The 24,468-nt window shown below is 67.6% G+C and carries 18 protein-coding genes and 1 tRNA gene; 6 read left to right on the forward strand and 13 right to left on the reverse strand.

Annotation, left to right across the window (positions count from 1 at the left end; all coding sequences use genetic code 11):
- Positions 1–35 precede the first annotated feature (35 nt).
- The gene (locus tag OG214_RS04215) at positions 36–596 is read right to left on the reverse strand and encodes a hypothetical protein (RefSeq protein WP_405983816.1); all 561 of its coding nucleotides are present in this window, start codon (positions 594–596) and stop codon (positions 36–38) included.
- 607 nt (positions 597–1,203) lie between these two features.
- Positions 1,204–5,166 (reverse strand): polymorphic toxin-type HINT domain-containing protein, encoded by a 3,963-nt coding sequence (locus OG214_RS04220; protein WP_405983817.1) that lies wholly within the window; start codon positions 5,164–5,166, stop codon positions 1,204–1,206.
- Positions 5,167–5,798: 632 nt separating this feature from the next.
- Here OG214_RS04220 and OG214_RS04225 point away from each other — a divergent pair.
- A complete protein-coding gene (locus OG214_RS04225; RefSeq protein ID WP_405983818.1) occupies positions 5,799–6,302 on the forward strand; it encodes a hypothetical protein in 504 nt (167 codons plus the stop codon).
- A 323-nt stretch (positions 6,303–6,625) separates the two neighbouring features.
- A complete protein-coding gene (locus tag OG214_RS04230) occupies positions 6,626–8,200 on the forward strand; it encodes a trypsin-like serine protease (protein WP_405983819.1) in 1,575 nt (524 codons plus the stop codon).
- Positions 8,201–8,324: 124 nt separating this feature from the next.
- Here OG214_RS04230 and OG214_RS04235 read toward each other — a convergent pair whose 3' ends face one another.
- From OG214_RS04235 to OG214_RS04260, 6 genes are all read right to left on the reverse strand, one after another.
- A complete protein-coding gene (locus OG214_RS04235) occupies positions 8,325–9,914 on the reverse strand; it encodes a tetratricopeptide repeat protein (protein ID WP_405983820.1) in 1,590 nt (529 codons plus the stop codon).
- Positions 9,911–10,570: an NB-ARC domain-containing protein gene (locus OG214_RS04240; RefSeq protein WP_405987423.1), complete on the reverse strand. Its 660-nt coding sequence runs from the start codon at positions 10,568–10,570 to the stop codon at positions 9,911–9,913. The genes OG214_RS04235 and OG214_RS04240 overlap by 4 nt, the downstream gene beginning before the upstream one ends.
- A 234-nt stretch (positions 10,571–10,804) precedes the next feature.
- Entirely contained in the window at positions 10,805–11,116 is a 312-nt protein-coding gene (locus tag OG214_RS04245; protein WP_405983821.1) for a transposase, read from the reverse strand.
- A gap of 71 nt (positions 11,117–11,187) precedes the next feature.
- Positions 11,188–11,760, reverse strand: a complete 573-nt coding sequence (locus tag OG214_RS04250; protein WP_405983822.1) for a P-loop NTPase fold protein — start codon at positions 11,758–11,760, stop codon at positions 11,188–11,190.
- The gene (locus OG214_RS04255) at positions 11,754–12,305 is read right to left on the reverse strand and encodes a hypothetical protein (protein WP_405983823.1); all 552 of its coding nucleotides are present in this window, start codon (positions 12,303–12,305) and stop codon (positions 11,754–11,756) included. Before OG214_RS04255 ends, OG214_RS04250 begins: the two co-directional genes overlap by 7 nt.
- A gap of 636 nt (positions 12,306–12,941) precedes the next feature.
- Complete coding sequence (locus OG214_RS04260) at positions 12,942–13,856, reverse strand: transposase family protein (RefSeq protein WP_405987424.1); 915 nt, start codon at positions 13,854–13,856, stop codon at positions 12,942–12,944.
- Between the two features lie 490 nt (positions 13,857–14,346).
- Between OG214_RS04260 and OG214_RS04265 the strand changes: the two genes are divergently transcribed.
- Together OG214_RS04265 and OG214_RS04270 are read left to right on the forward strand one after the other, a co-directional pair.
- Positions 14,347–14,604 carry a helix-turn-helix domain-containing protein gene (locus OG214_RS04265; RefSeq protein ID WP_405983824.1) on the forward strand — a complete coding sequence of 86 codons (258 nt, stop codon included), beginning with the start codon at positions 14,347–14,349 and terminating at the stop codon, positions 14,602–14,604.
- On the forward strand, positions 14,604–15,959 hold the full coding sequence (locus tag OG214_RS04270; protein WP_405983825.1) for a tyrosine-type recombinase/integrase: 1,356 nt from the start codon (positions 14,604–14,606) through the stop codon (positions 15,957–15,959). The genes OG214_RS04265 and OG214_RS04270 overlap by 1 nt, the downstream gene beginning before the upstream one ends.
- Here the strand turns inward: OG214_RS04270 and OG214_RS04275 are convergent.
- Positions 15,922–15,998 (reverse strand) — tRNA-Pro (locus OG214_RS04275). The two genes, OG214_RS04270 and OG214_RS04275, sit on opposite strands and share 38 nt — an antisense overlap.
- Before the next feature lie 105 nt (positions 15,999–16,103).
- On the opposite strand from OG214_RS04275, the gene OG214_RS04280 reads away from it, so the two are divergent.
- Positions 16,104–16,586 carry a DUF309 domain-containing protein gene (locus OG214_RS04280; RefSeq protein ID WP_405983826.1) on the forward strand — a complete coding sequence of 161 codons (483 nt, stop codon included), beginning with the start codon at positions 16,104–16,106 and terminating at the stop codon, positions 16,584–16,586.
- Here the strand turns inward: OG214_RS04280 and OG214_RS04285 are convergent.
- Genes OG214_RS04285 through OG214_RS04295 form a run of 3 tightly spaced genes read right to left on the reverse strand, consistent with a single transcriptional unit; the run spans position 16,576 to position 19,519 of the window.
- Complete coding sequence (locus OG214_RS04285) at positions 16,576–17,217, reverse strand: lactate utilization protein C (RefSeq protein WP_405983827.1); 642 nt, start codon at positions 17,215–17,217, stop codon at positions 16,576–16,578. The two genes, OG214_RS04280 and OG214_RS04285, sit on opposite strands and share 11 nt — an antisense overlap.
- Positions 17,214–18,803, reverse strand: coding sequence for a LutB/LldF family L-lactate oxidation iron-sulfur protein (locus tag OG214_RS04290; protein WP_405983828.1), 1,590 nt, complete (start codon positions 18,801–18,803; stop codon positions 17,214–17,216). The genes OG214_RS04285 and OG214_RS04290 overlap by 4 nt, the downstream gene beginning before the upstream one ends.
- Positions 18,800–19,519, reverse strand: coding sequence for a (Fe-S)-binding protein (locus OG214_RS04295; RefSeq protein WP_405983829.1), 720 nt, complete (start codon positions 19,517–19,519; stop codon positions 18,800–18,802). The genes OG214_RS04290 and OG214_RS04295 overlap by 4 nt, the downstream gene beginning before the upstream one ends.
- A 216-nt stretch (positions 19,520–19,735) precedes the next feature.
- Between OG214_RS04295 and cobF the strand changes: the two genes are divergently transcribed.
- Positions 19,736–20,539, forward strand: coding sequence for a precorrin-6A synthase (deacetylating) (cobF, locus tag OG214_RS04300; protein WP_405983830.1), 804 nt, complete (start codon positions 19,736–19,738; stop codon positions 20,537–20,539).
- Positions 20,540–20,655: 116 nt separating this feature from the next.
- Here the strand turns inward: cobF and OG214_RS04305 are convergent, their stop codons facing one another.
- A complete protein-coding gene (locus tag OG214_RS04305; RefSeq protein WP_405983831.1) occupies positions 20,656–24,204 on the reverse strand; it encodes a family 78 glycoside hydrolase catalytic domain in 3,549 nt (1,182 codons plus the stop codon).
- Positions 24,205–24,468: the final 264 nt, after the last annotated feature.

Consider the following 24,468-nt stretch of genomic DNA (forward strand, 5'->3'; position numbering starts at 1 on the left):
AATAGCGCTCGACTGCGGTCCAAAGTGGGGGCGATCTACCAGTGGTGCCAGACCTCTTCCGGATTGATGTCCCAGGAGGTATCAGCGATCTCACCTGTATCGAAGAACACAGCCCAGCTCACGACGGTATCGCCGGCGCGCTGCGCGCCCCGATCGAACTCGAAGCCAGGCCAGCCCAAGTCGCCAGTAGGGCCGTACCAGATGCCCTCGCCCCGCTTCAGCGCCCACGCCTCCATCTCTGCGGAGAGCTCCGACGGCACACGGCCTATCAGGCGAATACCCTCGCAGGTGACCTGGGGGCCCCGCAGCCCATCAACGAGCACGCTCGTCAGACCCACGCCCTCGACAAAGTAACACTTCACGGCTGGCCGACGCTCGTCCGACGCGGCCCTGCGAAACTCGACGCGCCACTGGGCACGCTGCGGGTTCCAGCGTTCGATCTCGGTTTCTTTCGCGGCAAAACCGTGTTTTTCCATCGTTGCCATGACATCGCGCCGATCTACCCCGAAGCTCAGCGGTCCAACGGTCCGCCGGGGAACGTACCCCCACTGCTCCCGCTCCGAGTCTGCGAGCACCGCCCAGTAGTCTGTGTCCATGACCTAATGATCGTCGACACAGCACCGCCGACACAATCCAACAGAATAATCCAGAAGCTGACCCAGCCCGCCATCGCTACTGGTCGGGCTCAGTCTACGGTCCGACGTCACCAACGAACCGCTTCGCACGTGATCCATCCAGAGAGCTCGGGGAGGGACAGCCACGGGAAGCCGCCCGGCCTGACCGCCTCGTCTGGATGCGGATCGACCTACTTGCCGCTGGGAAGTCGAGAAAATACGCTTCTATCTGTTTTGTGCCGCCGCCCACTCGTCACCACCGGGCACCACCGGATCCTCTGCCTCGCTCACCACTGGTTCCGGACCGGCATCATCACCCACGCCCGGGCCCGGTTCGATGCCCTACCGAACCCGGCTGACCAGCAGCATTCCCTCCCGAGCAAGCCCACCATGGCTGGAGCCGTGTAACCCGACGCAACAGCCGGGCCCAAAACTGCCACAATCAGAAATCACCACCCTGAACCAACAGAGAGGGCCCGCCAGCAAACTGACGGACCCTCATCCGAGGCTAACTCACTGGAATTTCAAGCCCACGGCGCCTTTCTTCTTTCAGGGCTTCAGACCGTCCAATTCCGTTGAATGTCCAGGATCATTCCTTACTTGGACCCATGCCGGTTAGGGTGGTAGGTGTTCTTGCCTCAGGATAATACACGGTGAGCGTGTAACCCTTCGGGAGGATAGCTTCCACCAGTTCGCTACAGCTGTCTTTCCCCTTGCACACTCCCTTGTTATTATTGATGACGACAATCGCGTTCTTTACAGCGGGCTCGCTCATCATCATCCAATAAGCGAGCTTCGCCTCCACGTGACTTTCAGCCCAAAAATTTGTCTGGAGTGGATGCCCATATCCGATACTCTTCAGGTATTCGGTCACTGCTTTCGCATCGGCGTCTTTTGCGCTGACTATACGGTCCGGGAGGTTCGGTAGCCGCTTGCCCTCAGCATCCCTGATTACACCAGTCGTCTTCCATTCATTTTGTATCTTGGGAAAGATTTCTGCCACCCATTCGGGGCAGGGTACGTCGGTGTTGTGGACGAGGATGTTGGTGGTGCCGGTGGAGACGTAGTAGGTGTGGAGGTCGTCGACAGTGAGATCATAGGCGTCCTGAAGGCCTTGCCAGTTGCGGGTATGGGCGATGGCAACCGTGCTGTTCTGCGGGGTGCGCAGGGTGTCGCCAGCTTGGAGCTCGCTCGCGTTTTTCCACTTCTGGTCGTTTTGTGACCAGTAGGGGTGGTGGCTGGTCGAGGTGAGTGTGAAGCCGTCGGCGAGGGTGAGGTCGGTGAAGTTCCGGTCGTCTGGGGTGTGGATGGTTCGGGTGACAGTCCGGGGGCCGGTTTCGCCGGTGGTGGGGTCGGTGGCCGTGACGCGGTCACCGGTTTCGATCTGTTCGATCGGGCGACTGGTGCCGTCGGCCAAAAGAATTTTGGTACCGGCGACGAAGCTGTGTGCGGAACCTTTCAGGCAGCTGGTGGTAAGACGAACTGCGCGTCCAGCTCTGAGGGCTTCGATGCCTTTATCGATTTTTGCGGCGAGTTTGAGTTTGCCCCAGGGGGTAAGGCCGACCACGGCCATCGTGCAGTCGAGGGCGGTGGGGTCGTCGATGCATCTTTGAATGTCTGCGAGGCCCGAGAGTTCCCAGGCGGCTGTTTTGTATGTTTCAGGGTCTGTTGCCACGTCCTTGACTTCATTGAAGAAGTCAGTACAGATCGTGGTGTTGACATATGGTTCGAGGATCCCCATGCCGGGGTCCATGCAGAAAGGCTTGCGCTCGCCGTCTCTCGAGGCGCGTTCTGCTTCTGCCTGCCGGAGCGCTTCTTCCCTTTCCTGCTCGGCGAGGGTACGCACGGTCTGCCAGGCGTCCTTGGCTGCCGCGTCTGCCTCGGCGGAGCTCTTGCCTGCGGCGATGGCGGATGCGTGGGCTGCGTCGGCGGCGTCGTCGGCCTGCTGGGCTGAGTTACGGGCGTAACTGGCGGAGAATTCGGCCTGGAAGGCGGAGCTTTCGGCGGCTTTCGCGTCTGTGTCGGCCCGGTTGGCGGCATCGCGTGCGGTGGCAGCCGATGCGGCTGCGGCTGCGGCACTTTGGGCGGCGGCGTCGGCAGATTTTTTGGCGTCGGCAGCCGCCTGTTTGGCCTGATCTGCGGATTTCTGTGCCTCTGCGGAAGCCTGGTCCGCTTCATCGCTGGCTTGGTGGGCCCGGGCGGCAGCTTCGGCGGCACGCCAAGCGTCCGCCTGCGCGTCTGCCGCGATGATGGAACCCCCGGCCAAGAGGCGGTTGAGCTCGTGCGCGTGGACGGTGGCAAGGTCGTCCTTGCGCTGGGCCATGTACTGGCCTGTGATGAAGAATTCGTGCACCAACTCGGGCGGGCCGGCAAGGCTGACCTTGGCGGCCGCGCTCAGTTCAGGTCCGCCGGTTTGGGCCAGGCGAGCGGTGACGACCCTCTCATCGGTGAACCGTTCACCGTACTGACCGATCTGCAGGAAGGTCGCCAGGACCTTTCCGGTGCCATCGGCGAGCGCTGTCTTGGCTTTCTCGCTGATGCTGGGACCGCCGGTTTGAGCCAGCCGGGCGACGTCGACCTTCATGTCGACGAGGCCGGCCTCGTACTGACCTGACTCGTAGAATGCCTCGATCTGCTCTGGGGTACCGTCCAAGGCCGTGGTGGCCGCGGTACGCACGGAGGCGTAGGGGCTTTGCGTGCTCAGATTGACGACGCGCTCGCGGACGTCGTTGTGGTTGGCCTCTTTCCAACGGGTGCGCAGGTAGTCGAGGACATCCTGGTCCGTGCCCGACAGGGCCCGGGCGGCTGCTTCCTGGTGCCAGGGGCCGAGCAGTTGCATGGCCTGCATGGCTAGCTGGCGGCCCTTGGCCGCGGTGGCCGGGATGTCCACGTCGGGCCGCCCGGCCTCCTCGGCCAGTTCGGTTGCGGTGGTGTTCAAGGACAGGGCCTTGACCTGGGAGGCGGCGGAGGCGGAGATACCGGCTTCCGTGGTCATTTTCATCGACCGGGCGCGCTCGATGGCTGCTTCCGTGCGGGTCTGCAGGTCGGCGCTCTCGGTCTCCCGAGCCAGGGCGTAGATTTCCTTGGCCTTGGTCACCGCGGCTTTCGCGTCGGTTGCCGCTGCCATGGCGGCATCGGCGTTCTTCTGGGCCACTGCGGCGTAGGTGGCTGCGTTCCCGGCGTGGGCGGCAGCGTCATCCGCGTAGTCAGCGGCCTTGTTCGCGTGTGCGGCAGCCGACTTGGCGGCGTCGCGAGCGTCGAAGGCGGCGGTGGCGGCGCGGCGGGCCAGAGCGGCGGAGCGGTCTGCGGCACGATCGGCGGCATCGGCATGGCGGCGTGCTTCATCAGCTGCTTGCCGGGCGGCGTCGGAATGCAGACCTGCGGCATCCGCGTAATCATTCGCCTCGTCAGCAGCATCGGCTGCCGCACGCGCGTTGGCGTTGGCTCCCTTGGCCGACTCGGCGGCGATCGCGGCATTCGCCGAAGCCACACCGGCAGCATTAGCCGCGGCTACCGAGGTTTCAGCGAGGGCTGCCGCGGCGCGCGCCTCCTTCGCAGCAGCGGTGGCAGCGCTGGCGTTTGCCTCGTCACCGGCGGCAGCGATCGCAGCCCTGGACGCCTTGTTCGCTGCCTCTCCAGCCGCGGCGGCGGCTGAGGCGGTCTGCGCGGCCGCAACTGCGGCGCGTCGTGCGGCGTTGCTGGCCGCGTTCGCCGCGCCGATGGCCTCCTGGGCAGCTTCTGCCGCGGCTCGCCCAGCATCGGCGGCCTGTTGGGCCTTGACCGCGGCTGTCTTGGCGTCGTCCTTGGCGGCCGCGGTCTCCGCGGCCGCCTTCTGTGCGGCTTCCTTGGCCAGCCTGGATGCCTCGATCGCCTTGAGGGATGCCTCGGTCGCCTGCTTGGTGGCGTCCTCGGCCTGCTTGCCGGCCTTCTCCGCCTCGTCGATCAGCTGGGCGATCGACGCGTGCTCCTGGTCGCGGTTGCGGGCGATGAACTGCCCGATGGCCAGAAACTCCGCAATGTCCTCGGGAGTGCCCCTCAGTGCGACCTTGGCCGCGGCCTGCACATTCGGGCCACCGATCGTCGCCAACCGCGCGGTCTCCACGCGGTTGTCAGCCGTGAGCGCCTCGTACCGACCCGTGTTGAGGAAGAGTTCGCGGTCATTAAAAGTACCGAGGAGGGCCGCCTTGCCCTCCTCCCGCACACCGGCGCCCCCCAGAGTCACCAACCGGGCGATCTCGACCTTACGGTCCACGTCCAGCGGTTCCTCGTAGCCATAGAGGAGGAACGTCTCCAGCTCGGCCGGCGACGTCAGGAGCGCGTCCTTGGCCGCCTCCCTCAGCCCGGGACCGCCGGTCATCGCCAACCGCGCGGTCTCAACGCGGTTGTCGCTGAACTGGATGGACTCGGCCTCGTCCAAGAACTTCTGGATGTCCGCATCGCCGCCGAGCAGCGCCTGTTCTGCTGCCGCTTTCAGACCGACTCCACCGGTTTCCCAGTAGCGGACAATCTGAGCCCGCACATCGGTAGGCGGCGTCGAGGTGTCCGCTGCCACGGCGGCCGGAGCCCCTAGTAGACCCGACAACATTCCTGCGGACAGCAGTATCCGCAGCGCTCGCCGTCGAACCGAGAATGTTTTCAATGCTCCCGAGCCTGGTGCCCGGGAGGGTATGTGCCGTTTCACTCGGCAACCCCCCTCTATTTTGAATAGAAATTCAGCCGATCAAGCGAAGAAGCGTCATAAGCGAGGCGCGAAAAAGCAGCACTTCTCCACCTGAGATAGGTGGAGGGCTGCAATATTCGCGCATGACCGGAGTCGCTTGATCGTACATGCCGCTCCGGTTGTGCTTGCTTACGGATCGTAACCCCGCACCACCCCAAGGAGGGGAACGTACAGGTCAAGCGGCCTGGCGTCCATGGCCGACCAAGATCGACATGTTTGCGAAAAAGTTCCAACAGGAAGCAATTTGTTCAGTTTGGGAGGGGATGCTAATTGATTGCCGATTTAATTCGGTTGAGGGGGCGGGCGTCGAAGTGTCAAGGTGAACGGTTGTGTGCGACAGTGTGGATTCTCGGTGACGTGGATCACTCGCGACTGCTTACGTGTGGGATCTCGCCCGTGGTTCACTCTGTTGCGAACTGATGGGGTAATTCATCTCCGTCAACCCGTTTCCTGAAAGGCATAACATGGTGATATCCCGCGCGTATAAAGCCCTGCTGGTCGGTGTGGCCACTGTGCTTGCGGCCACCGCAACAGCGTTCGGTGTAGCTGAGGCCGCCAACGGCAGCACTGCGACGGCCGCGGCCGAAGACGACATGCCGCACGCAGTCGAGGACTTCAGCTATCCGAACGCGGAAAAGATCGAGGCTGAGACCGGAGCCACCCTCAAGCGCGGCGACGGCCACCTCCTAATGACGTCCTGCGACGGCAACGAGGATATTTTGATCATGAGCCGCGACGGACAGCTGGATTTCTGCTTCAACGTCATAGCAAAGCCCGCCTACCTCGCGCTCGAAATCCCTCAGGCTTACGGCATTTGGACCTCCGACGACCCGGTGAAGACCACGATCAGGGCAGCCGACGGCACGACCACCGTCATCAACGCTCCTGCCAACAACTTCACCGGCTACGGCGAGTCCGGCCAGGTTGTCAACCCCAGCTCACTCATCGAGCTCCGCGTCACCGGCTGAGACCAGCGCCTTTCATGAACACAGACTCGTGGAGATCGAGTTCGGCAAGTAACACCCGGTCAACATTCCACATCAACTGTGCTGCGACCCGGTCGGTACCGCCACAACATTCTGGCGCGGGCTATCGCTCTGCGGACTGCACCGCCGCGTCTACGAGTCAGTCGTACTGATCGACACGCCTAACTGGCGAGGTATGTGAAGCGGAACGATCACGGCAGCAATCAATCGGTACTCATTGAGATTAAGGAACTTCTATGCTTGGCAAGCGCTCAAGAGCGGCGTGGATGGCCGCGCTTCTTACGACTGTGGTCTCGGGAGCGGTGATGACTGGTTCCGCTGCCCAGGCGACAGGGGGCGACGCGGCAGCGGCCGGCACCAACTCATTCACTGCGAAGATCGACATCGGCGGCGTAAGGGCCTGCACCGGTACCCTCCTGAACAACCAGTGGGTCATCACCGCTACAAGATGCTTCGCCGACGACCCGGCGCTGCCCAGCACGGTGAAGGCTGGTGCGCCCACGCTGAAGTCCACCGTTACTGTCGGTCGCACCGATCTGACCGACACCACGGGGGAGGTCCGGCAGATCACGCAGCTCGTTCCCCACCCGGACCGCGATATCGTTCTGGCCCAACTCGATGCTCCCGTCTACAGCATCAGTTACCTGCACCCCTCCACCAAGGCTCCCACCACGGGTGAGTCTCTCCTGGGCGCCGGGTACGGCCGCACCAAGGACACCTGGGTCCCCGACCAGCTCCACACAGCGGCGTTCACCGCCGGCACCATCGCCGACGCCACCGTAGAAATCGACGGCACCCCCGTGTGCAAGGGCGATACCGGAGCCCCTGTGTTCCGTACTGTCAATGGCCGCAACGAACTGGCAGCCGTCACCAGCTTGTCCTGGCAGGGCGGGTGTCTCGGCTCCGACGAAACACGCACTGGCGCGGCGGCCATCCGGGTGGACGACATCCGTCCCTGGATCACCGCCACCACGACCACCACCGCCGGCGTGTGGCACGCGCAGTTGCTCACCCGTACCACCACCGGGCTCTACCACTCCATCCGCGACAGCAACGGCGACTGGACCGGCTTCGGCGACGTACAGAAAGTCGCCGGCTCCATCGAAGACATCGCCTATGCCGCCGACGCGGCGATCAAGGGGAAGAACTACGTCTTCGCCGTCGGCGGTGACGGACATGTCTACGAAGCAAACCGCCGCAACACCGGCGGCTGGGACCCCTTCCGTGACATCACCCCCGACCTCGGCGACAAGCCCGGCATGACCCGCGTCGCCGTCACCTCCACGGGCACCGGCCTCGCCCTCATCGGCCTCGCCGACGGACGCGTCTACCACGCCATCCAGAACCCCGACGAAACCTGGACCAAGTGGGGCGACGTCAGCGCCAAACTCGGCATCCTCGGTAACGCCACCCAAGTCACCGTCACACAGACCTCCGGCGGCAACACCCACGTAGGCGTCGTCGCCGACAAGAAGGCCTATCACGCCGTGCGCTACTCCGACGGAACCTGGTCCGACTGGGGACGCATCACCCTCCTCCCCACCGCCCCCACTTCCGCACTGAGCATGGCATTCGCAGGTACCGGCGGTGACCTCCAGATCGTCCTCAGCACCACCGACGGCATCACCAAGCACGCCATCCGCGACGCCGACGGCCACTGGAGCACCTTCGGCGACCTCACTTCCCGCCTCGGACAGCAGCCTCTGAGCAGCCTCGCCGCCGCCCCGGTCAACGGCGAGTTCCAGATGGCCGCCGTCACACCCGACGGCACCATCGAACACACCCTGCGCCACGCCAACGGAAAATGGGACGCCGTCGACCAGCCGACCGGCTACCCCGGCGTCTCCTCCCAAGTAGCCCTCACCGGCAGCACCCAGTAACGGCAACCATGGCCGTACCCCTCGGAAACGGTGAAGACGGACGGGCCCAGGCGTAACCGCCAATGCCCGCCAGTTCCACCGCGGTGGTGGTGCCCATCCAGTGCGCACCACCACCGCACCCCCATCACGCACCCCCATGGCCCAACACCGTGTGGCCCAGCAACAGCAGCTCCTCGGTATCGGTGCCGTCCGCAATCCCCGCACGGCCACGCAATTCGGCAAGCTCGTGGCAGGTGCCCAGAGCGAGGCGGTCGTCCGCGAGAAACACGCGCACTTGGCCGTCCAGCAGCTCACTGAACGCGGTTACGGCGCCAGCCACGTCCCCTGCCCGGGCAAGCCAACGGGCGCGGGCGTCTAGGGTGTTCAGGGTGTCTAGGTGGTCAGGGCCCAGCACACGCACCCGATCACCCAGCAGCTCCTCGAAGGCGGCGGCCGCGTCGTTTGCGTTTCCCGCAGCACCCTGCAAGTGGGCGAGCTCGTGGCGGGTACTCAAGGTGGCTGGGTGGTCCGGGTCCAACATCTCCGCTTGGAGGCGCAGTAGCGATGTGAACTCGGCGACGGCGACATTTCCTGCCCGGCCACGCAATTGGGCGAGTCTGCTGCGGGTGTTGATGGTGTCGACACCGTGGTAGCGGTCCCCGGTCCGATTTTGGTCGGCGAGCACCTTCTCGAGTGCAGCGATGGCGCCGGCCACGTCCCCTGCCTGGCCGCGCCAATAGGCGAGATGGCCGCGAAGGATCAGCATATTGCGGTCGCGTTGGCCGAGCACCCGGCTCTGGTCAGCCAGCAGCTCCTCGTATGCGGCTGCCGCACCGGCTGTATCTCCCGCTTCACCCTGCCATTCGGCGAGAAGGTGGCGGGCTGTCAGAGTCCGGTGATGGTCCGGGCCTAGACGGTTGCGGGCCGTGGTAGCCAGGGGTTGGAAGTGGTCACGCGCATTGGCAGTCTGTCCGCTTCTCCCGAGGCTCACACCGATACGGAAGAGCACCAGGTGGAATGGAGGCCGGTACAGGGCATCTTCCGCAGTGCGGGCGAGAGAGGAGGCGTTCGCCCGCAGGCTCTGAGCGAGGGCGATGTCGCGTTCGATGTCAGGCCAGGAGGCGGTAAGGCCGTCGGCTGCGATCACGGCGAGCTGGTCGCTTTGCTCCGGAGAGAGCGTGTCACGGGTGGCACGTTGAACGAGTTGGTGGACGCGGAGGGCCTGGTGCGGGGTGCCGGGGTCGTGGTCGATCAGGCTGAGCCGGTGGAGTGCCCGCAGGGCGAGCACAGCGTCCTCGGCCGAGACTTCGGCTGATTGGTGGGCGCCAGTGGTGCCGGGTGGATTGCGGTGCTCGGTGAGGTGTGCGAGAGCTGGCTGGCTGGTGAGGACGGCAGCGGGAATGCCGATGGGGTCGAGGAACGCGGCGAGCTGGAGCATGGGGCTGGCCAGGCCCACCGGTCGGAGTTGATTGGCGCGTTCGATGGACAGTGCCCAGGTGGCAGCCACGCTGGTGGTCTGGTCGTCGGGGAGTGCGCCAGGTTCCGGCAGGAGGTCAGTCAGCTTTCTGATCTTGTTGGCCAGAAGCTCTCGGTAGGAGACACACGTCAGATTCGCGTCGATGATATGAGCAGCAGCTTGGGCCAGGGCGAGGGGCAGGTATCCCAGGTCGGCGGCAAGGCTATTGATTTGGTCGGCTGGTTCGTGGCGGTCGTGCGCGGCAAGTACGGCGGTCAAGTAGGCGGCGGCTTCCTGGGGGGGGCGAAGAGGCCCACGGTCACCCGGCGCCGACCTTCTCCGGTCAGGGCAGCTTCGCGGCGGCGTGTGGTGACCAGGGCGCGACCGTGGCGATTCGTGGGAGGCCACCAGCCGCGCATATCGGCGGGGTCCGCGAGGTCGTCCAGTACGACCAGCCAGCGACACGGATTCTGGTTGGCTTTGTGTTCCAGCCAGACCAGGAAAGCTCGCGCGGCCTGCTCGGGGTTGCCGGGGTCGGCGGCCAGGACTTCGACTCCCGCTTGCGCGTATCCGGCAATGATGGCTGAGCGGCTGCTCGCGCTGATCCACAGCAAGATGTCCACTTCGCCGCTGTCCCAGGCCGTGCGGGCGTAGTCGGCGGCCAGCTGAGTCTTGCCAACCCCGCCGGTCCCGGTCAGAACCTGGGTGAGCACTGCGGTTCCACCACGGTTGACCGCGTCACGCAGCCGATCAACCTCTGTCCGGTGCTGAAAGGACTGAGCTGGGGGCGGCAGCACGCCGACTTGGTGCGGCCAGGCAACGAATGCGCGCGGGGCAGTCTGCTGTACCAGAGTGAGGTGGTCGATCGCCAGGTACCCCGTGTTGGCCAGACCGCCGTTGCTGGCGGTGGCGTCCCCTGTCCGGCTCAGGTGCACCAAGCCCGCGGCTCCTGGGAGCGGTCCGGTGTGGCCAGTCACCGCTGTGGCTCCTGCGGGCGCCGTAGGTCCCGCAGGAGGCAGCGTGGGCGGCGCGGATCTTTGTAAGCAGTTGCTCGTCGCGCAAGCGCCGGGCGGACTTCGCCCGCCTGCGGCGGGCGTTGTATGCCGAGACTGAAAGGTCCAGTTCCCGGCAGACCGGCTCGACCCCGAAGTCGTCGCGGAGGTGGTTGATCACCGCGTCGGCCTCGTGCGGGGCTGGTCGAGCTCCTTCGCGAAAAACACCGAGGCAGCTTTCAGGATCTCATTCGCCCGCCTCAACTCAGCGTTCTCCCTGCGGAGTTGGGCGAGTTCGCTCTTCTCGGCCGTGGTGAGCAGATCAGGCCGGTCGCCGTGGTCGACCTCGGCCTGGCGGACCCATTGCCGCAGGGCTTCCTTGTAGACGCCCAGATCCCGGGCGACGTGCGCGACTGGGCGGCCCGAGGTCTGGACCTCGCGGAGTGCTCGCTCACGCAGCTCGTCGGGGTACTTCCGTGGTGCAGGCATCGGACCTGTGTTCTCCCATCTGCCGAGGCGATCATGCCTGGCTTCAGGGCCGCTACAAAATCCGGTTCAGCTCAGGAAGCGGCCAGACCGGACATCAGCTCCAGGCTGGACACCCGTGCGTCTTCACCGGCCAGGAGGCGGGAGGCGACGGACAGGGCTTGAAGGGGGCTGGTCAGCAGGTCCTGCACTTCACGCTCTTCAAAAAGCATGGGCCCGTCGTCACCGACCACAAGATCCAGAAGTTCCGCGCCCTTCCGCACTGACCACGGGGCAACCTCGTGCACGGCAGCCCTGCCCAGCTCGATTCCAGGTCTGCATGCGGCGAGAATCCGGGCCGTCGGGTGGGCGGCCAGCAGAAGCCTGGCCTCGTACAGGAGCTGTGCAACCTGCTCAGATAAAAGCCTATCGAGATCGTCAATCACGATACGTCCGAGGCCACTTACCGGCTCGCCGCCCGCGCGCGTGACGGCGTCCAGCAGATCCGGTACGGCCTTACCCGCATCCACCCATACAGGGATCACTACATCAGGGTCACCCGCAGCCTCGCGAAGCCCTTCCCTCCACCAATTCTCGGCTTCCTCGCTCTTTCCGGCTCCCATCGGAGCGACCAGAACCGCCAGAGTGCCGGCGGGGACGGTCACCACCTGCGATGAGGATTTGTCAGCCCATCCAGAACGGCATCGACGAGTTCCTCGGGCACCAGGCTCATTCGTGCCTCACGGCGGTGCTGCGAGGCACGGGTCGCATCGATGAGGGCATCTGACCTGGACTTGTGTCCGGCGGATACGGCGTCAAGCAACTGCGCAAGGACGTCACCGGACGTGATGGCACCAGCGTAGGTGCGGCGGATGGAGTCGTACCGATCAAGGTAGCGGCACAGCTGATCGTAGTGCCAAATCGCCCAGCCTTTGAGTCTGAGGCGTGCCGCATACGTGGACACGAATTGCTCGATCTGGGCAATGCCTCCGCTTCCCGGCACGGGAGTCAGGATCACATTGGTGGTGAAGATCAGATACTCGGGCAGCCGCTCCCGCTTCGAGGTCGGGCTCAGCCACGCTTCGAATTCCTCTTTGACCTGCCCCTTCAGCCACAAGACCGCAGCCTGGGGCTGTTGATCCGTACGCTGCCGAAACTTGGCCTGCACGACCCCGTAGCCGTCCCATGCCTCAAGCTCGCTCGGGTAGGGCACCCGCCCTCGAACGCTGCCTCAAGCCCGCCGTCCTTACCGTCCCCGAAGGCGGAGACGCCCGGCCCGAGGATCTCCGGGGCCAGGGCCTGCGACATGTGCTCGAACTCCCGGGTGCTCAGCCCGCTGAGGTTGTGATCCACCCCACCATGATGCCGTCCCGGCTATCTCCCGACCGACCCACGGAACCTTTTCCCGCTGTGCTTCTGCGACCACACCGATTCACGTGGCTTGACCAGCCCAGCAACACGCCTGACAGCCCATCAGAACGAGCGTCATTTCAGCGTCAAGATATCGCCCGTAGCGCCCACACCGCACATAATGCGCACACACAAAACCGCAGGTCAGGAGCCCTTAGCCGCCGGTTCAAGGATGGCAACGCACTCCACATGATGCGTCATCGGGAACATGTCGACGGCCGTTCCGGAGGGCAGTTCCGGTGCGCGCCCACTACCCCGGAATCACGATCCGTTGACGACGGTGACAACAGCCATGTGGGCGGCGACGCCGGATACTCGCCGGGCGGCGTTGACCGAGCACCCACCCTGCCAGCCTCCTCCAGGTATCCATGCACGGCGGTGATAGCGAGTTGGTGCGTGATAGCGGGTGGGCCGTGTTTCGCTTGGTCGTGACCTGTTTTCAGGCGTTGAAGGTACGGTCGGAGACGAGGCTGGCGATGGCGCGGTAGGTGTCGGGCAGGCGGTCGCGGCGGTGGGTCCAGCGCATCAGTTGCTTCCAGCGTTTGTGATCGGCGAGGGCATGCTCGACGGTGATGCGGTCGGAGGAGTGCCAGTGGCGGTCACGCTCCCACTGTTCGACTCTGCCGGGCAGTGCTCCCGGACGCGGTTTTCTGGGCGGTGTGATCGCTTGCCCGCGGTGGTCGCGGCTCAGACCCGGGTAGCCGTCGTCCAGGAGTACCTCGACGTCGGGGAAGTGCTGGAAGCACACGGCGATGCCCTCGTTGCGGGCGGCCGTGGCATCGTGCATACGTCCAGGCCGCAGGGCATCGGTCCATAACGTGCGGCCACGCCGGTCGGCGACGACCGTGGCCTTCATCGTGTTCTGCTTCTTCTTCCCCGAGACGAACGCGCGCCGGCCACCACGTCCGGCCGGTGGCCTGCGGACCTGGATCTCGGTGGCGTCCAGGCGCAGCTCGATACCCTCGGCCTGGGCGTAGGCGAACACGTCCGCCAGCGTCCGTAATCGCAGACCGGGGCGGTCGGGGACCGCGCATCCCCGCTCGGCCAGGAGCGCACGTATCTCCGCGACCGCGCGGGTGACGGTGGAGCGGTCGACGCCGAACAGCAGGCCCAGCACCGAATGCGGCAGATCGTGCCGCAGATGGATCAGCGTGGCCACCAGCCGGTCGACGAACACCAGCTGGTGACGGGCGCCGGCTCCTGCGGCCCGCTTCCTGGCCCCACCTCGTGCCGCATGGCGGCGGCCCTCGACGCCGACCTGCCACGGCACTGCCAATTCCTCGGCCAGGCGGGCGAGATGACGCCGAGAGACTCCCGTGAACAGCCGATGTGCCAGCACCGCTCGATTGACCATGATCGCCACACATGGATCATGCCACCCACCTGCAACGACACCCCACCCGCTATCACGCACCAACTCGTAAATGCGTCTCGCTCCTCCCAGAACCCGGAGCGCGGCCGGAGCCACCGCTCCTCACCGGCCAACCACTCCCAGCACACTGAGGAATCAGCGAGAGCGAGCAGCCGTACGAGTTATGGCTGGCCGAAGAGAGCAGGGGCAGCACCCCCGTCACCTGCGGCCGAGTCCCAGCAAAAGAAGGATCTCTCCGGCCCCTCACCTCCTAGCTGGACAAGGCATTCGCGTCCTGCGGTGGCGGTCGCGGCTGCGTCTTCGCCTGGATGGCACGTGCTGTGCCGGTGTCCGGCGGGGGGCTCTGCAGCACGTGATCGCCGGTTTCGGTAACCGGGGAATCTTCGGAGACTTGAAGGGTGACTTACCCCCACGCGCCCCCTCCGCCACGCGCACACCGCCGCCGCCCGTCCCGCCCCCTTCTCAGGACTCCATGACCACCCCCTCCACCCCGCCCGAAGCAACCACCACCGCCGAACCGGCCGCCCTGCTGCCCGGCCCCTGGTACTCGACCGAGGAACTCGCCCGCATCCTCCACGTCGATCCCTCCACGCTGCGCCGCTGGCGCACCGCACACCCCCGCCAAGGCCCCCCGTACGTCCGCGTGAGCAAGCGCGTCGTCCTCTACAGCGCCCGCGATGTCGAACACTGGATCGCCCAGCGCCGCGTCTCCCCCGGGCCGGCTGCCTGATGCCCCACACCGAGACCGTCCCGCTCGGTGTACGGGTGTCCAGTGACATCGAGCACCGCCCCGGCCGGCCCTCCCCCTACCGTGCCCGCGTCCGCTGGTTCGACCCCGTCTCCAAACGCCGCAAGTCCCTCTCCGCCGCCAGGAACACACACGACGAGGCCGAGGAATGGGTCACCGACATCCTCAAGGCCGCCCAGGCCGGGATCGCGCCGAACGTGGCCACCATGTCCCTGGCCGAATACGGCACCACCAACATGGACCTCGCCCTGCGCGGCCTGGAACTCAAAACCCTGGACCCCTACCTCGCCGGCTGGCGCCGCCGTGTCGTTCCCGCCCTCGGGCACTTCCCTGTCCGGATGATCACCAATGGCGCCGTTGACCGCACGGTCCACGGCTGGATCGCCGAGGAGCAGAGCCGGTCGACTGTCAAGAACAGCCTTGCCGTCCTCGTCCGCGTCATGGAGCAGGCGGTCCGCGACGGGCTGATCACTATCAACCCGGCCCGGGTCACCGGCTGGCAGCGCGAGTACAAACAGGCAGAAGACGAACTCGACAACCCCCGTGCCCTCGCCCTGCCCGACTGGCCCACCCTGCTCCGCCTCGCCCAGGCACTCGTCGACCGCTCCCACGACCACTACCGGGGATGGGGGGAGGTCGTCGTCTTCGCCGCCGCCACCGCCGCCCGCATCGGCGAAGTCTCCGGCGTACGCGTCGCCGACATCGACACCCGCACCTGGATCTGGACCGTCCGCCGCCAGACCACCCCCGCACCCGGCGGATTCACCGACAAGAACACCAAAGGCAAACGCGCCCGCCAGGTCCCCCTCATCGAAGAAATCCGCCCCCTCGTCGCCGAACGCCTCCTCGCTGCCGGACCCAACCCCGACGCCCGGCTGTTCACCGGACCCCGCGGCGGACGCATCTCCACCGCAGTCCTCCGCGACGCCACCCACTGGGACGAGGTGGTCACCTCGCTCGGCCACGAACACCTGCGCCGCGACGATCTCCGTCACACCGGCTTCACCTGGTTCGCCGACGCCGACGTCCCCGCCCACGTCCTCCGCAAGATCGTCGGACACGGCTCTCTGCTCACCACCCAGCGCTACCTCCACCCCGACATGACCCAGATCACCAACGCCGGCAACGCCCTCACCGCACACCTCAACCCCGTCCGCACCCCCGTCAGCCTCGCACTCCAGCCCACCCCGGACACGGCCGCTGGATCACGCCAGAGCGACTGGTCCCCAACTGGTCCCCAAGAAAGACGGAAAGGCGGTACCGGATTTCTCCGATACCGCCTGCGACCTGCGAAAACGCTGGTCGGGACGACAGGATTTGAACCTGCGACCCCTTGACCCCCAGTCAAGTGCGCTACCAAGCTGCGCCACGTCCCGATGCCCGGCTGTCGCGGGGAAGATCCCCCCGGCTGACCGCGCAGGACAACATTACCCCACTCCGTGCGGCAGGAAGACTCACTCTGTCCGGGCGACAATCGATGTATGACGGAGACCGGTCGGGACCGTGACAGCGAGGGGCGGGCGCGTAACGCGCGCCCGCGTGACGGGTTGGGGCGGCCGTTGCCGTACGGGACCGAGGGGGTGGAGCGGCAGCCCGAGGGGGTGGTCCGTACGCCCGAGGAGACCGTCCGGGAGGCCCAGCTCCTGCTGGACGCGGGCAAGCCGTTCCACGCGCACGAGGTGTTCGAGGACGCGTGGAAGTCAGGGCCCGAGGACGAACGGGCCCTGTGGCGCGGACTGGCCCAGCTGGCCGTCGGACTGACGCACGCGGCCCGAGGCAATACGGCGGGCGGTGCCCGTCTGCTGCTGCGCGGCGCGGGCGGGATCGCCGCCTACCCCTCCCCGTACGGCATCGATATCGCCGGACTGGTCTCCTGGGCACGGGAGTTGGCCGCACGCGTGGCCCAGGACGGTCCGGTCGACGCGGGCGCCGAGGCGCCGAGGCTCACCCCGGTCACTCGGTGAGCAGAATGACTTCCAGGGTCCGGGGACCGTGGACACCCTCGACCCGGTCGAGTTCGATGTCGCTGGTGGCGGAGGGACCCGAGATCCAGGTCAGCGGGCGGGTGGGGTCCAGACGCGGCATGGCCTGCGGTACGGAACCGACGATCTGGTCGGCGGTCCGCACCACGCAGATGTGGTGGTCGGGTACGAGCGTGATACGGCGTCGTCCCTGGTCCGGGGCCGCGTCGAGGACCAGCGTGCCGGTCTCGGCGATGGCGAGGGCGCAGCCGGTGACCACGCTGTCGGCCGCGTCGAGTTCCCGGGCCGTCGCGTCGATGTCGTCCTCGACCCGGGTGATCTCCACGGGCGTCGCGGAGAGCCAGGACGGCGGGAGCAGCGGCGGCACGAGGACCGTACGGGCCCCTCGCGCGGCCAGCAGCCGTGCGATGAGCCCGGGGAGTTCCTCGGTGTCCGCCCGGTGGACGATCGCACGGTAGTCCGCGAGGTTCTCGGCGAGCAGATCGACGATACGGGCGGCGGGCGTGTGCGTCTCCAGATAGTCGCGTACGGCTTCCGGGGCGTCGGGGGCCTCGGCGACCGCCGTACGGATACGGGCGAGGATCCGCTCCCGTGAGCCGGAACCGGTGCTCATGTCCCACTGTCCTTACGGTCGTCGGAGCCGCGGCCATCCGCGCTGGAATCGTTGGTGCTGGAATCGTTGGCCTTGAGTTCCTTGGCCTTGGGGTCCTTGGCCTTGGGACCGTCGGCGTCGCGGCCGTCCCTGCCCCCGTCCGCCGGGCGCGCACCGCTCCCGCGGCCATCCGCGCGGTTCTTCTTCCACCATTCGCGGAACGGCTCGGGCGGCAGCTTCGGCAGATCGCGCGTGTCCGTCCACGCCCCTGCCCCCGGCAGTCTCGACGGATGCAGCCGACGGGTCTTCGACGCGGCCCTCTCCCCCGCGGCCATGATCCGGGGATGGTCGAAGACCCAGCCCGCCGCCTTCATCGCGACCTTCTCCAGCCGGTGCCCCTTGCCCCCCTGGTCCGCCACCCGCTCCCGCAGATGGACCAGGACCTCGGGGATGTCGATGGCGACGGGACACACCTCGTAACACGCCCCGCAGAGGGACGAGGCGTACGGCAGCGAGGCGTCGATCTCGCTCTGGGTGCCCCGGAGCTGGGGGCTCAGGATCGCCCCGATCGGCCCCGGGTAGACCGAGCCGTACGCGTGCCCGCCCGCCCGCTCGTACACCGGGCAGACATTCAGACAGGCCGAGCAGCGGATACAGCGCAGCGCCTGCCGGCCGACCTCGTCGGCCAGTGTCTCCGTACGGCCGTTGTCCAGCAGCACGAGATGGAAGGTGCTCGGACCGTCGGTGTCATGGGTGCCGGTCCACATCGAGGTGTACGGGTTCATCCGCTCGGCGGTGGAGGAGCGCGGCAGGGTCTGGAGGAAGACCTCCAGATCGCGCCAGGTGGGCACCACCTTCTCGATCCCCACCACGGAGATCAGCGTCTCGGGGAGCGTCAGACACATCCGGCCGTTGCCCTCCGACTCGAAGACGACGAGCGTCCCGGTCTCGGCGACCATGAAGTTCGCCCCGGAGACGGCGACCTTGGCGCGCAGGAACTTCTCCCGCAGATGGAGCCGCGCCGCCTCGGCGAGTTCGCCGGGGGTGTCGGAGAGTCCTTCGGGAGCCGCCCGGCCCCAGGCGCCCATCCGGTCACGGAAGATGTCCCGGATCTCGGCGCGGTTCTTGTGGATCGCGGGGACCAGGATGTGGGACGGCCGGTCGTCACCGAGCTGCACGATCAGTTCGGCCAGATCGGTCTCGTACGCGGAGATGCCCTCGGCCTCCAGCGCCTCGTTGAGGCCGATCTCCTGGGTGGCCATCGACTTGACCTTGACGACCTCGGACTCACCGGTGGCCTTCACCAGCTCCGCCACGATCCGGTTGGCCTCGGCCGCGTCGGCCGCCCAGTGCACCACCCCGCCCGCCGCCGTCACCGACTCCTCCAGCTGGACGAGATAGCGGTCGAGATGGCGCAGCGTATGGTCCTTGATCCGCTTGCCCGCCTCGCGCAGCCGCCCCCAGTCGTCCAGTTCGGCGACGGCCTTCGCGCGCTTGTCCCGGATCGTATGGGTGGCGTGGCGCAGATTGGACCGCAGCGTCTCGTTGCCCACGGCCTCCTTGGCCGCTACCGGAAACGCCGGCATCCCCAGATACGTACCGCTCATGACCAGGGCTCCTCTTCCGTCGACGCCAGGATCTCCGCGAGATGTACGGGGCGCAGCGGGGCGTCCTCACGGCTCACGATTCCGCCGAGATGCATCAGACAGGAGTTGTCCGCGCCACAGAGCACACCGGCCCTGGTGGACACGGCGTTGCGTACCTTGTCCTGACCCATCGCGGCGGAAACATCGGAGTTCTTCACGGCGAACGTACCACCGAATCCGCAGCACTCGTCCGCGCCAGGCAGCTCGCGCAGTTCCAGCCCCTTCACCGCCTCCAGCAGTCTCCTGGGCCGTTCACCGAGCCCCAGCAGCCGCAGTCCGTGGCAGGACGGATGGTAGGTGACGGTGTGCGGGAAATACGCGCCGACATCCGTCACGCCGACCACGTCGACAAGGAACTCGGTCAGTTCATAGGTCCGTGCGGCGAGGGCGGTGGCGGCCGTGTCACCGAAGGCCGGATAGTGCTGACGGACCATGGCCGCGCAGGATCCGGACGGGGTCACCACATAGTCGTACCCCTCGAATGCGCGTGCGGTCCGCCGTACCAGCGGCTCGGTCTCACGCCGGTATCCGGTGTTGAACTGCGGCTGGCCGCAGCAGCTCTGCGCCTCGGGAAAGTCGACTTCGACACCCAGCCGTTCGAGGAGCCGCACGGTCGCGATCCCGGTGGACGGATAGACGGCGTCATTGACACAGGTGACGAAAAGGGCGGCACGCATGGGCGGAGCATATGCGGTGCGCGGCGATACGCGTAAGACCCTTGGGAAGCGTGAAGAGCTGTCAGACATCGGATGAGTGGACGACTCTCCCGTCCCGGCGCGGGGACGGACTCAGGGACGGGCGCGGGAGCGCGCTCGGGGGCGGGTAGGGGGCGGGCTCGCGGTCGGGTAGGGGGCGGGCTCGCGGTCGGTCCGGCGTACGGCAGACTCGACGTGGTGAGAAAGATCTATGTCATCGGTATCGGAGCGGGCGACCCGGACCAGCTCACCGTGCAGGCGGTCGGGGCGCTCAACGAGGTGGATGTCTTCTTCCTCCTCGACAAGGGCGCGGAGAAGGCCGATCTCATCGGTCTCCGGCACGAGATCCTGCGCCGGCATGTCCGGGGCGACGCCTACCGGCTGGTGGAGGCCCGCGATCCGCTGCGGGCCTCCGCGGCCGACGGCTCCGCCTATCCCGGCACCGTCGACGACTGGCGCGGCCGGCGGGCCGCCCTCTACGAGCGCATGATCACCGACGAACTGGGCGAGGGACCGGACGGCGACCGGACCGGGGCGTTCCTGGTCTGGGGCGATCCCGCCCTGTACGACTCCACGCTCGGGATCCTGGAAGAGGTCCTGGCACGGGGCACGGTCCGGTTCGAGTACGAGGTGATCCCGGGCATCAGCAGTGTCTCCGCGCTGGCCGCAAAGCACCGTGTGGGGCTGAACCGGGTGGGCGGGGCGGTACAGATCACCACGGGCCGACGGCTCGCCGGGGGATGGCCGGAGGGCGTCGACGACATCGTCGTGATGCTCGACGCGCACCAGTCCTTCCGGCACCATCTCGCGGCCGACCCGGTCATCCACTGGGGCGCCTATGTGGGAACGGAGGACGAGATCCTGGTCTCCGGTCGGCTCTCGGAGGTGGCCGGCCGGATCGAGGAGCTGCGGTCGGCGGCCCGGGAGCGCAAGGGGTGGATCATGGACACCTATCTGCTGCGCCGGGATCCGGACCACGACCGCGATCTCCACGAGGAATGACGGGGAATGACGGGGAAACTGAAACGTTCAAATCCACTCCCCCGGTCAGTCTCCCGTCAGCCCCCCGTCAGCCCCCGTGTGCTCGCGTCAGCTCTTCCCTCCGCTTCCCCGCCCTGTCAGCTCCGTCCCACGAACTCCCACTCGCCGTGCTCCGCGCGGTACACCACGAAGCCCGGCTCCGTACGCAGATACCCCGCGCCGCCCGGCGCCCGCACCTCCTCGCGGCGTGCCGCCGGTACATGGACCTCGGCGGTCGCGCCGACCGGCACCCGTACCGTGAGCCGCAGATCCCGGCCGATCCGCGACCACGCCACCGACGCCGTGCCACGGACCGTACGGATCGAGGTACGTGCCCAGGTGACTCCGGTCCGTCCGTCGGGCCGTACGGTGAAGGTGCGGTAGCCCGCGTCCCCCGGGCGCAGCCCCGCCACGTTCTCGTACAGCCACTGGACGACCGTGCCCTGGAAGTAGTGGTCGCGCGAGCGTGAGTCGAGCGGCCACATCTCCCACATGGTGTCGGCGCCGTGGTCGAACCAGTGGCCCCAGCTCGGATACGTACGCTGCGTGGCGACGGCGTGCGCGACATCGGGGCGGCCGTGGGCGCACAGGACCCGCAGCAGCACGCTCGTGCCGAGGGCCCCGGTGTTGAGGTGATCGCCACGGGCGGTGATGTCGGCGACGAGGCTGTCGAGCACCGAGGCGCGGGCGCCGCTCGGGACCAGGCCGAAGGCCAGCGGCAGGGCGTTGGAGGTCTGCCGGTAACCGGGGTCCCTCGCGGTCCTGTAGTGCCCGGAAGAGGGGTCGAGGAAGGCGGCGTTGAAGGCGTCCCGCAGCCCGTCCGCCGCCGCGCGGTAGCGCACCGCGTCCTCGTCGTGGCCCAGCAGCTCGCCCAGTTCGGCCGTCTGTGTGAGCGCGCGGTGCAGATAGGCGGTCGCCGTCAGCCGGGTGTCCTCGGGCGGGTTCCCGCCGTAGCCGGGCGGCAGATAGTCACCGAGCGCGGTGACCGCGAGACCGTCCACCAGCCGGTCAAGCTCCCAGTCCAGATAGCGGGTCAGGGCCGGCCAGTGCTCGCGCGCCACCCGGTCTTCGCCGTAGATCCGGTACATCTCCCGTATCAGGAACGGATATACGGTCGTCCACTCCGGGGACGGTCCGAGATCGCCGTAGCCCCAGCCGCCGCTGGGCACGATCACCGGCAGCCGGCCGTCCGGGTTCTGGCTGTCCGCCAGGTCGCCGAGCCACTTGCCCAGAAAGCGATGCACCCCGAAGGCATAGGTCATGACGGGCGCGCCGAGCTGGGCGTCGCCGGTCCAGCCGTTCTTCTCGTACATGGGGGTATCGGTGGGTATGCCGTGCAGATTGTTGAGCAGGGTGCGGCGCATCGCCCGGTCGAGCTGTTCGTAGAAGGGCTCGGAGCAGCGGAAGTCACTGACCTCGGCGACCTTCGAGTGGACGACACGCCCCAGGACGTCGGCGGGGAGCGGGCGCGCGGGCAGCCCGCCGACCTGGACATAACGGAAGCCCTTGTACGAGAACGAGGGCTCCCAGACCTCGGTACCGCCGCCCGCGCAGATGTACTCGTCGCGCTGGAACCGGCCCGGCACATGTCCGGTCTCCGCGTGCACGGTGCCGTCGTCCTTGAGCTTCTCACCATGGACGAGCTGGACGGTGGTGCCGGCCGGGGCCCGTACGGTCAGCCGGCTCCACCCCGCGGTCGTACGGCCCATGTCGACGACATACACACCGGGGCGAGGCTCGCTGATCGCGGTGGGGGTGAGGGTCTCGATGATCTCGATGGGGTCGAGCGGCTGGGCGCGCAGTGTGCCTCCGGGGGCCGGCTGGGCGCCCGGCCGGCGCCAGGCGCTGTCGTCGAAGCCGGGCAGGGTCCAGCCCTCGGGAGCCAGCCGCGCGTCGTAGGTCTCGCCCGCGTAGAGGGAGTTGGTGAGTGTGGGGCCTTCGGTGATACGCCAGTCGGTGTCGGAGACGACGGTGGTCCGGGAGCCGTCGGCGTGTTCCATCTCCAGCCGGCACAGCAGCCGGGGTTCGCCGTGCCAGGGCGGCCGGTGCCAGTTCCAGACGTTGGGGGTCGTCATACCGTAGAAGCCCCGGCCGAGGGTCACCCCGATGGCGTTGCTCCCCCGCCGCAGGAGCGGGGTCACGTCGTGGACCGCGTACAGCACCGTCTCGTCGTAGTCGGTGAAGGCCGGGTCGAGTACCTGGCTGCCGACCCGCTGCCCGTTCAACTCGGCGACGTAGTAGGCGAGTCCGCTGATGTAGAGCCGGGCCCGGCGGACCGGCCGGGTGACGGTGAACTCGCGGCGCAGCAGGGGCGCGGGCGCCTCGGGCGCGGCGAACGAGACACCGGTGCCCCAGGGGCCCTGGCCGTACGGTGCGAGTACGGCGGCCCCGGTCCAGCCGCTGTCGTCGAAGTCCGGGCCCTCCCAGCCCGGTTGCTCGGTCTCGGCGGCACGCCAGCCCGCGCCGGTGACGAGTTGGTGGCGTGCGCCGTCGGCGGTCTCGACCAGCAGCCGGACCAGCAGTCCCGCCGGATTGACGGAGACAGCGCCGCGGTTGGTGGCGCGGGCGGCGAGGACGAGCCGGCCGTCGGCCGCGGACCGTACGGCCTCGGTGACATCGGCCATCAGACCGGTGCGCCAGCCGTCCACCTGCTCGGGCGCGTGGAGCGCCTGCCGGCCGTTGAGATGAAGGGTGAAGTCGTCGTCGGCGGTGGCGAGAAGGGTCGCGCGCGCGATGTCGGGGCGGGCGGCACGGATGCGGGCGGAGTCGGCGGACGCGACGGCCCCGGCGGGAGCGGCGGCGGAGTCCGGGGCAGGGGCGCCCGCCGCTCCCGCCGGGGCAGGGGCGCCCGCCGTACCGGCCGGAAGGGTGAGAGCGCCGCGGAACCACCGTGCTCCGGCAGGGGCGTTGCCGGTCGTCGCCCCCGGGGTCCAGATCCAGGACGCGCCGTCGGGTCCCGGCGGCTCGGCGGCGGGGTCGGCGCCTATCCACCGCGCGTGCCACTCCTCGTCACCGAGCGCGGTCTCCCACCAGCCCGCGGCGCTCCAGCGCGAGGCGCGCCCCTCGGCGTCCCAGACCCGGACCTGCCAGTGGCAGCGGGTACGCGGCGGCAGCGGTGGGCCCGCGTACGGGACGGCGACAGCGCGGTCGGACTCCACCCGGCCGGTGTCCCAGAGAAGCCCTCGGCCTGCCGCGAGATCGCGCGGATCGGCCGCGGCCCGGATCTGATACGCGCTCTGCCGTGCGCCCCGGCCGCCGCCCGGACCGGTGCCCAGGACCACGCCCTTTCCGTCGTCCCTGCCTACGCCCTTGCCGTCATCCTTGCCTTCGTACTTGCCCGCGTCCTTGCCTTCGTACTTACCTTCGCTGCCGCCTTCGCCCTCGCCCTCGCGCGCACCCTCGCCACCGTCGAGTTCCCAGGACAGGAGCGGGGCCGTGACATCGGTGCCGAGGAGCCGCTCGGCGTACTCGACCGTGGTACGGACGACCCGGAGCCGGCCCGTCCGGGCGCCCTTCCCCTCCGGGCCCGTGACCGCCGCCCCCGGAAGAGTCCCGGCGGCGGCCGGTGAGGCCGTCACCAGTCCCGCGATTCCCGCCCCCGCGCCGATCACGGAGGTGTGCAGAAGCCCTCTGCGCGTCCAGCCCATACCCATTGCGGCCCCTCCCGATTGAAACGTTTCACGTTCCGTGTCAAGCATCGTAGGGCCGAGCGCGAGCGCCGAACAAGAGGTGTGCGCGGGACTGGTGGGGAACAGGAGCCGGAGCGCCGCCGGGCGCGCTCCCGGCCGTGCTCCCGCCCGCACTCCCGGCCGGCTCCGGCCTCCCGCCGTCGCCTCCTTGCGGACGGCGAGGCCCCTCGTACCGCCTGACGGGCGCGGCGAGTTGAGGCGAAGGATCCCCTATGCCCCACT

The sequence above is a fragment of the Streptomyces sp. NBC_00872 genome (genome assembly GCF_045161915.1).
In the GTDB taxonomy this organism is placed as follows: domain Bacteria; phylum Actinomycetota; class Actinomycetes; order Streptomycetales; family Streptomycetaceae; genus Streptomyces.

Coding starts and splice junctions, on each gene's coding strand:
- OG214_RS04215 (WP_405983816.1), bottom strand. CDS start 596: ATGGACACAGACTACTGGGCGGTGCTCGCAGACTCGGAGCGGGAGCAG.
- OG214_RS04225 (WP_405983818.1), top strand. CDS start 5,799: ATGGTGATATCCCGCGCGTATAAAGCCCTGCTGGTCGGTGTGGCCACT.
- OG214_RS04230 (WP_405983819.1), top strand. CDS start 6,626: ATGACTGGTTCCGCTGCCCAGGCGACAGGGGGCGACGCGGCAGCGGCC.
- OG214_RS04245 (WP_405983821.1), bottom strand. CDS start 11,116: ATGCCTGCACCACGGAAGTACCCCGACGAGCTGCGTGAGCGAGCACTC.
- OG214_RS04260 (WP_405987424.1), bottom strand. CDS start 13,856: ATGGTCAATCGAGCGGTGCTGGCACATCGGCTGTTCACGGGAGTCTCT.
- OG214_RS04265 (WP_405983824.1), top strand. CDS start 14,347: ATGACCACCCCCTCCACCCCGCCCGAAGCAACCACCACCGCCGAACCG.
- OG214_RS04270 (WP_405983825.1), top strand. CDS start 14,604: ATGCCCCACACCGAGACCGTCCCGCTCGGTGTACGGGTGTCCAGTGAC.
- OG214_RS04280 (WP_405983826.1), top strand. CDS start 16,104: ATGACGGAGACCGGTCGGGACCGTGACAGCGAGGGGCGGGCGCGTAAC.
- OG214_RS04285 (WP_405983827.1), bottom strand. CDS start 17,217: ATGAGCACCGGTTCCGGCTCACGGGAGCGGATCCTCGCCCGTATCCGT.
- OG214_RS04290 (WP_405983828.1), bottom strand. CDS start 18,803: ATGAGCGGTACGTATCTGGGGATGCCGGCGTTTCCGGTAGCGGCCAAG.
- OG214_RS04295 (WP_405983829.1), bottom strand. CDS start 19,519: ATGCGTGCCGCCCTTTTCGTCACCTGTGTCAATGACGCCGTCTATCCG.
- OG214_RS04305 (WP_405983831.1), bottom strand. CDS start 24,204: ATGGGCTGGACGCGCAGAGGGCTTCTGCACACCTCCGTGATCGGCGCG.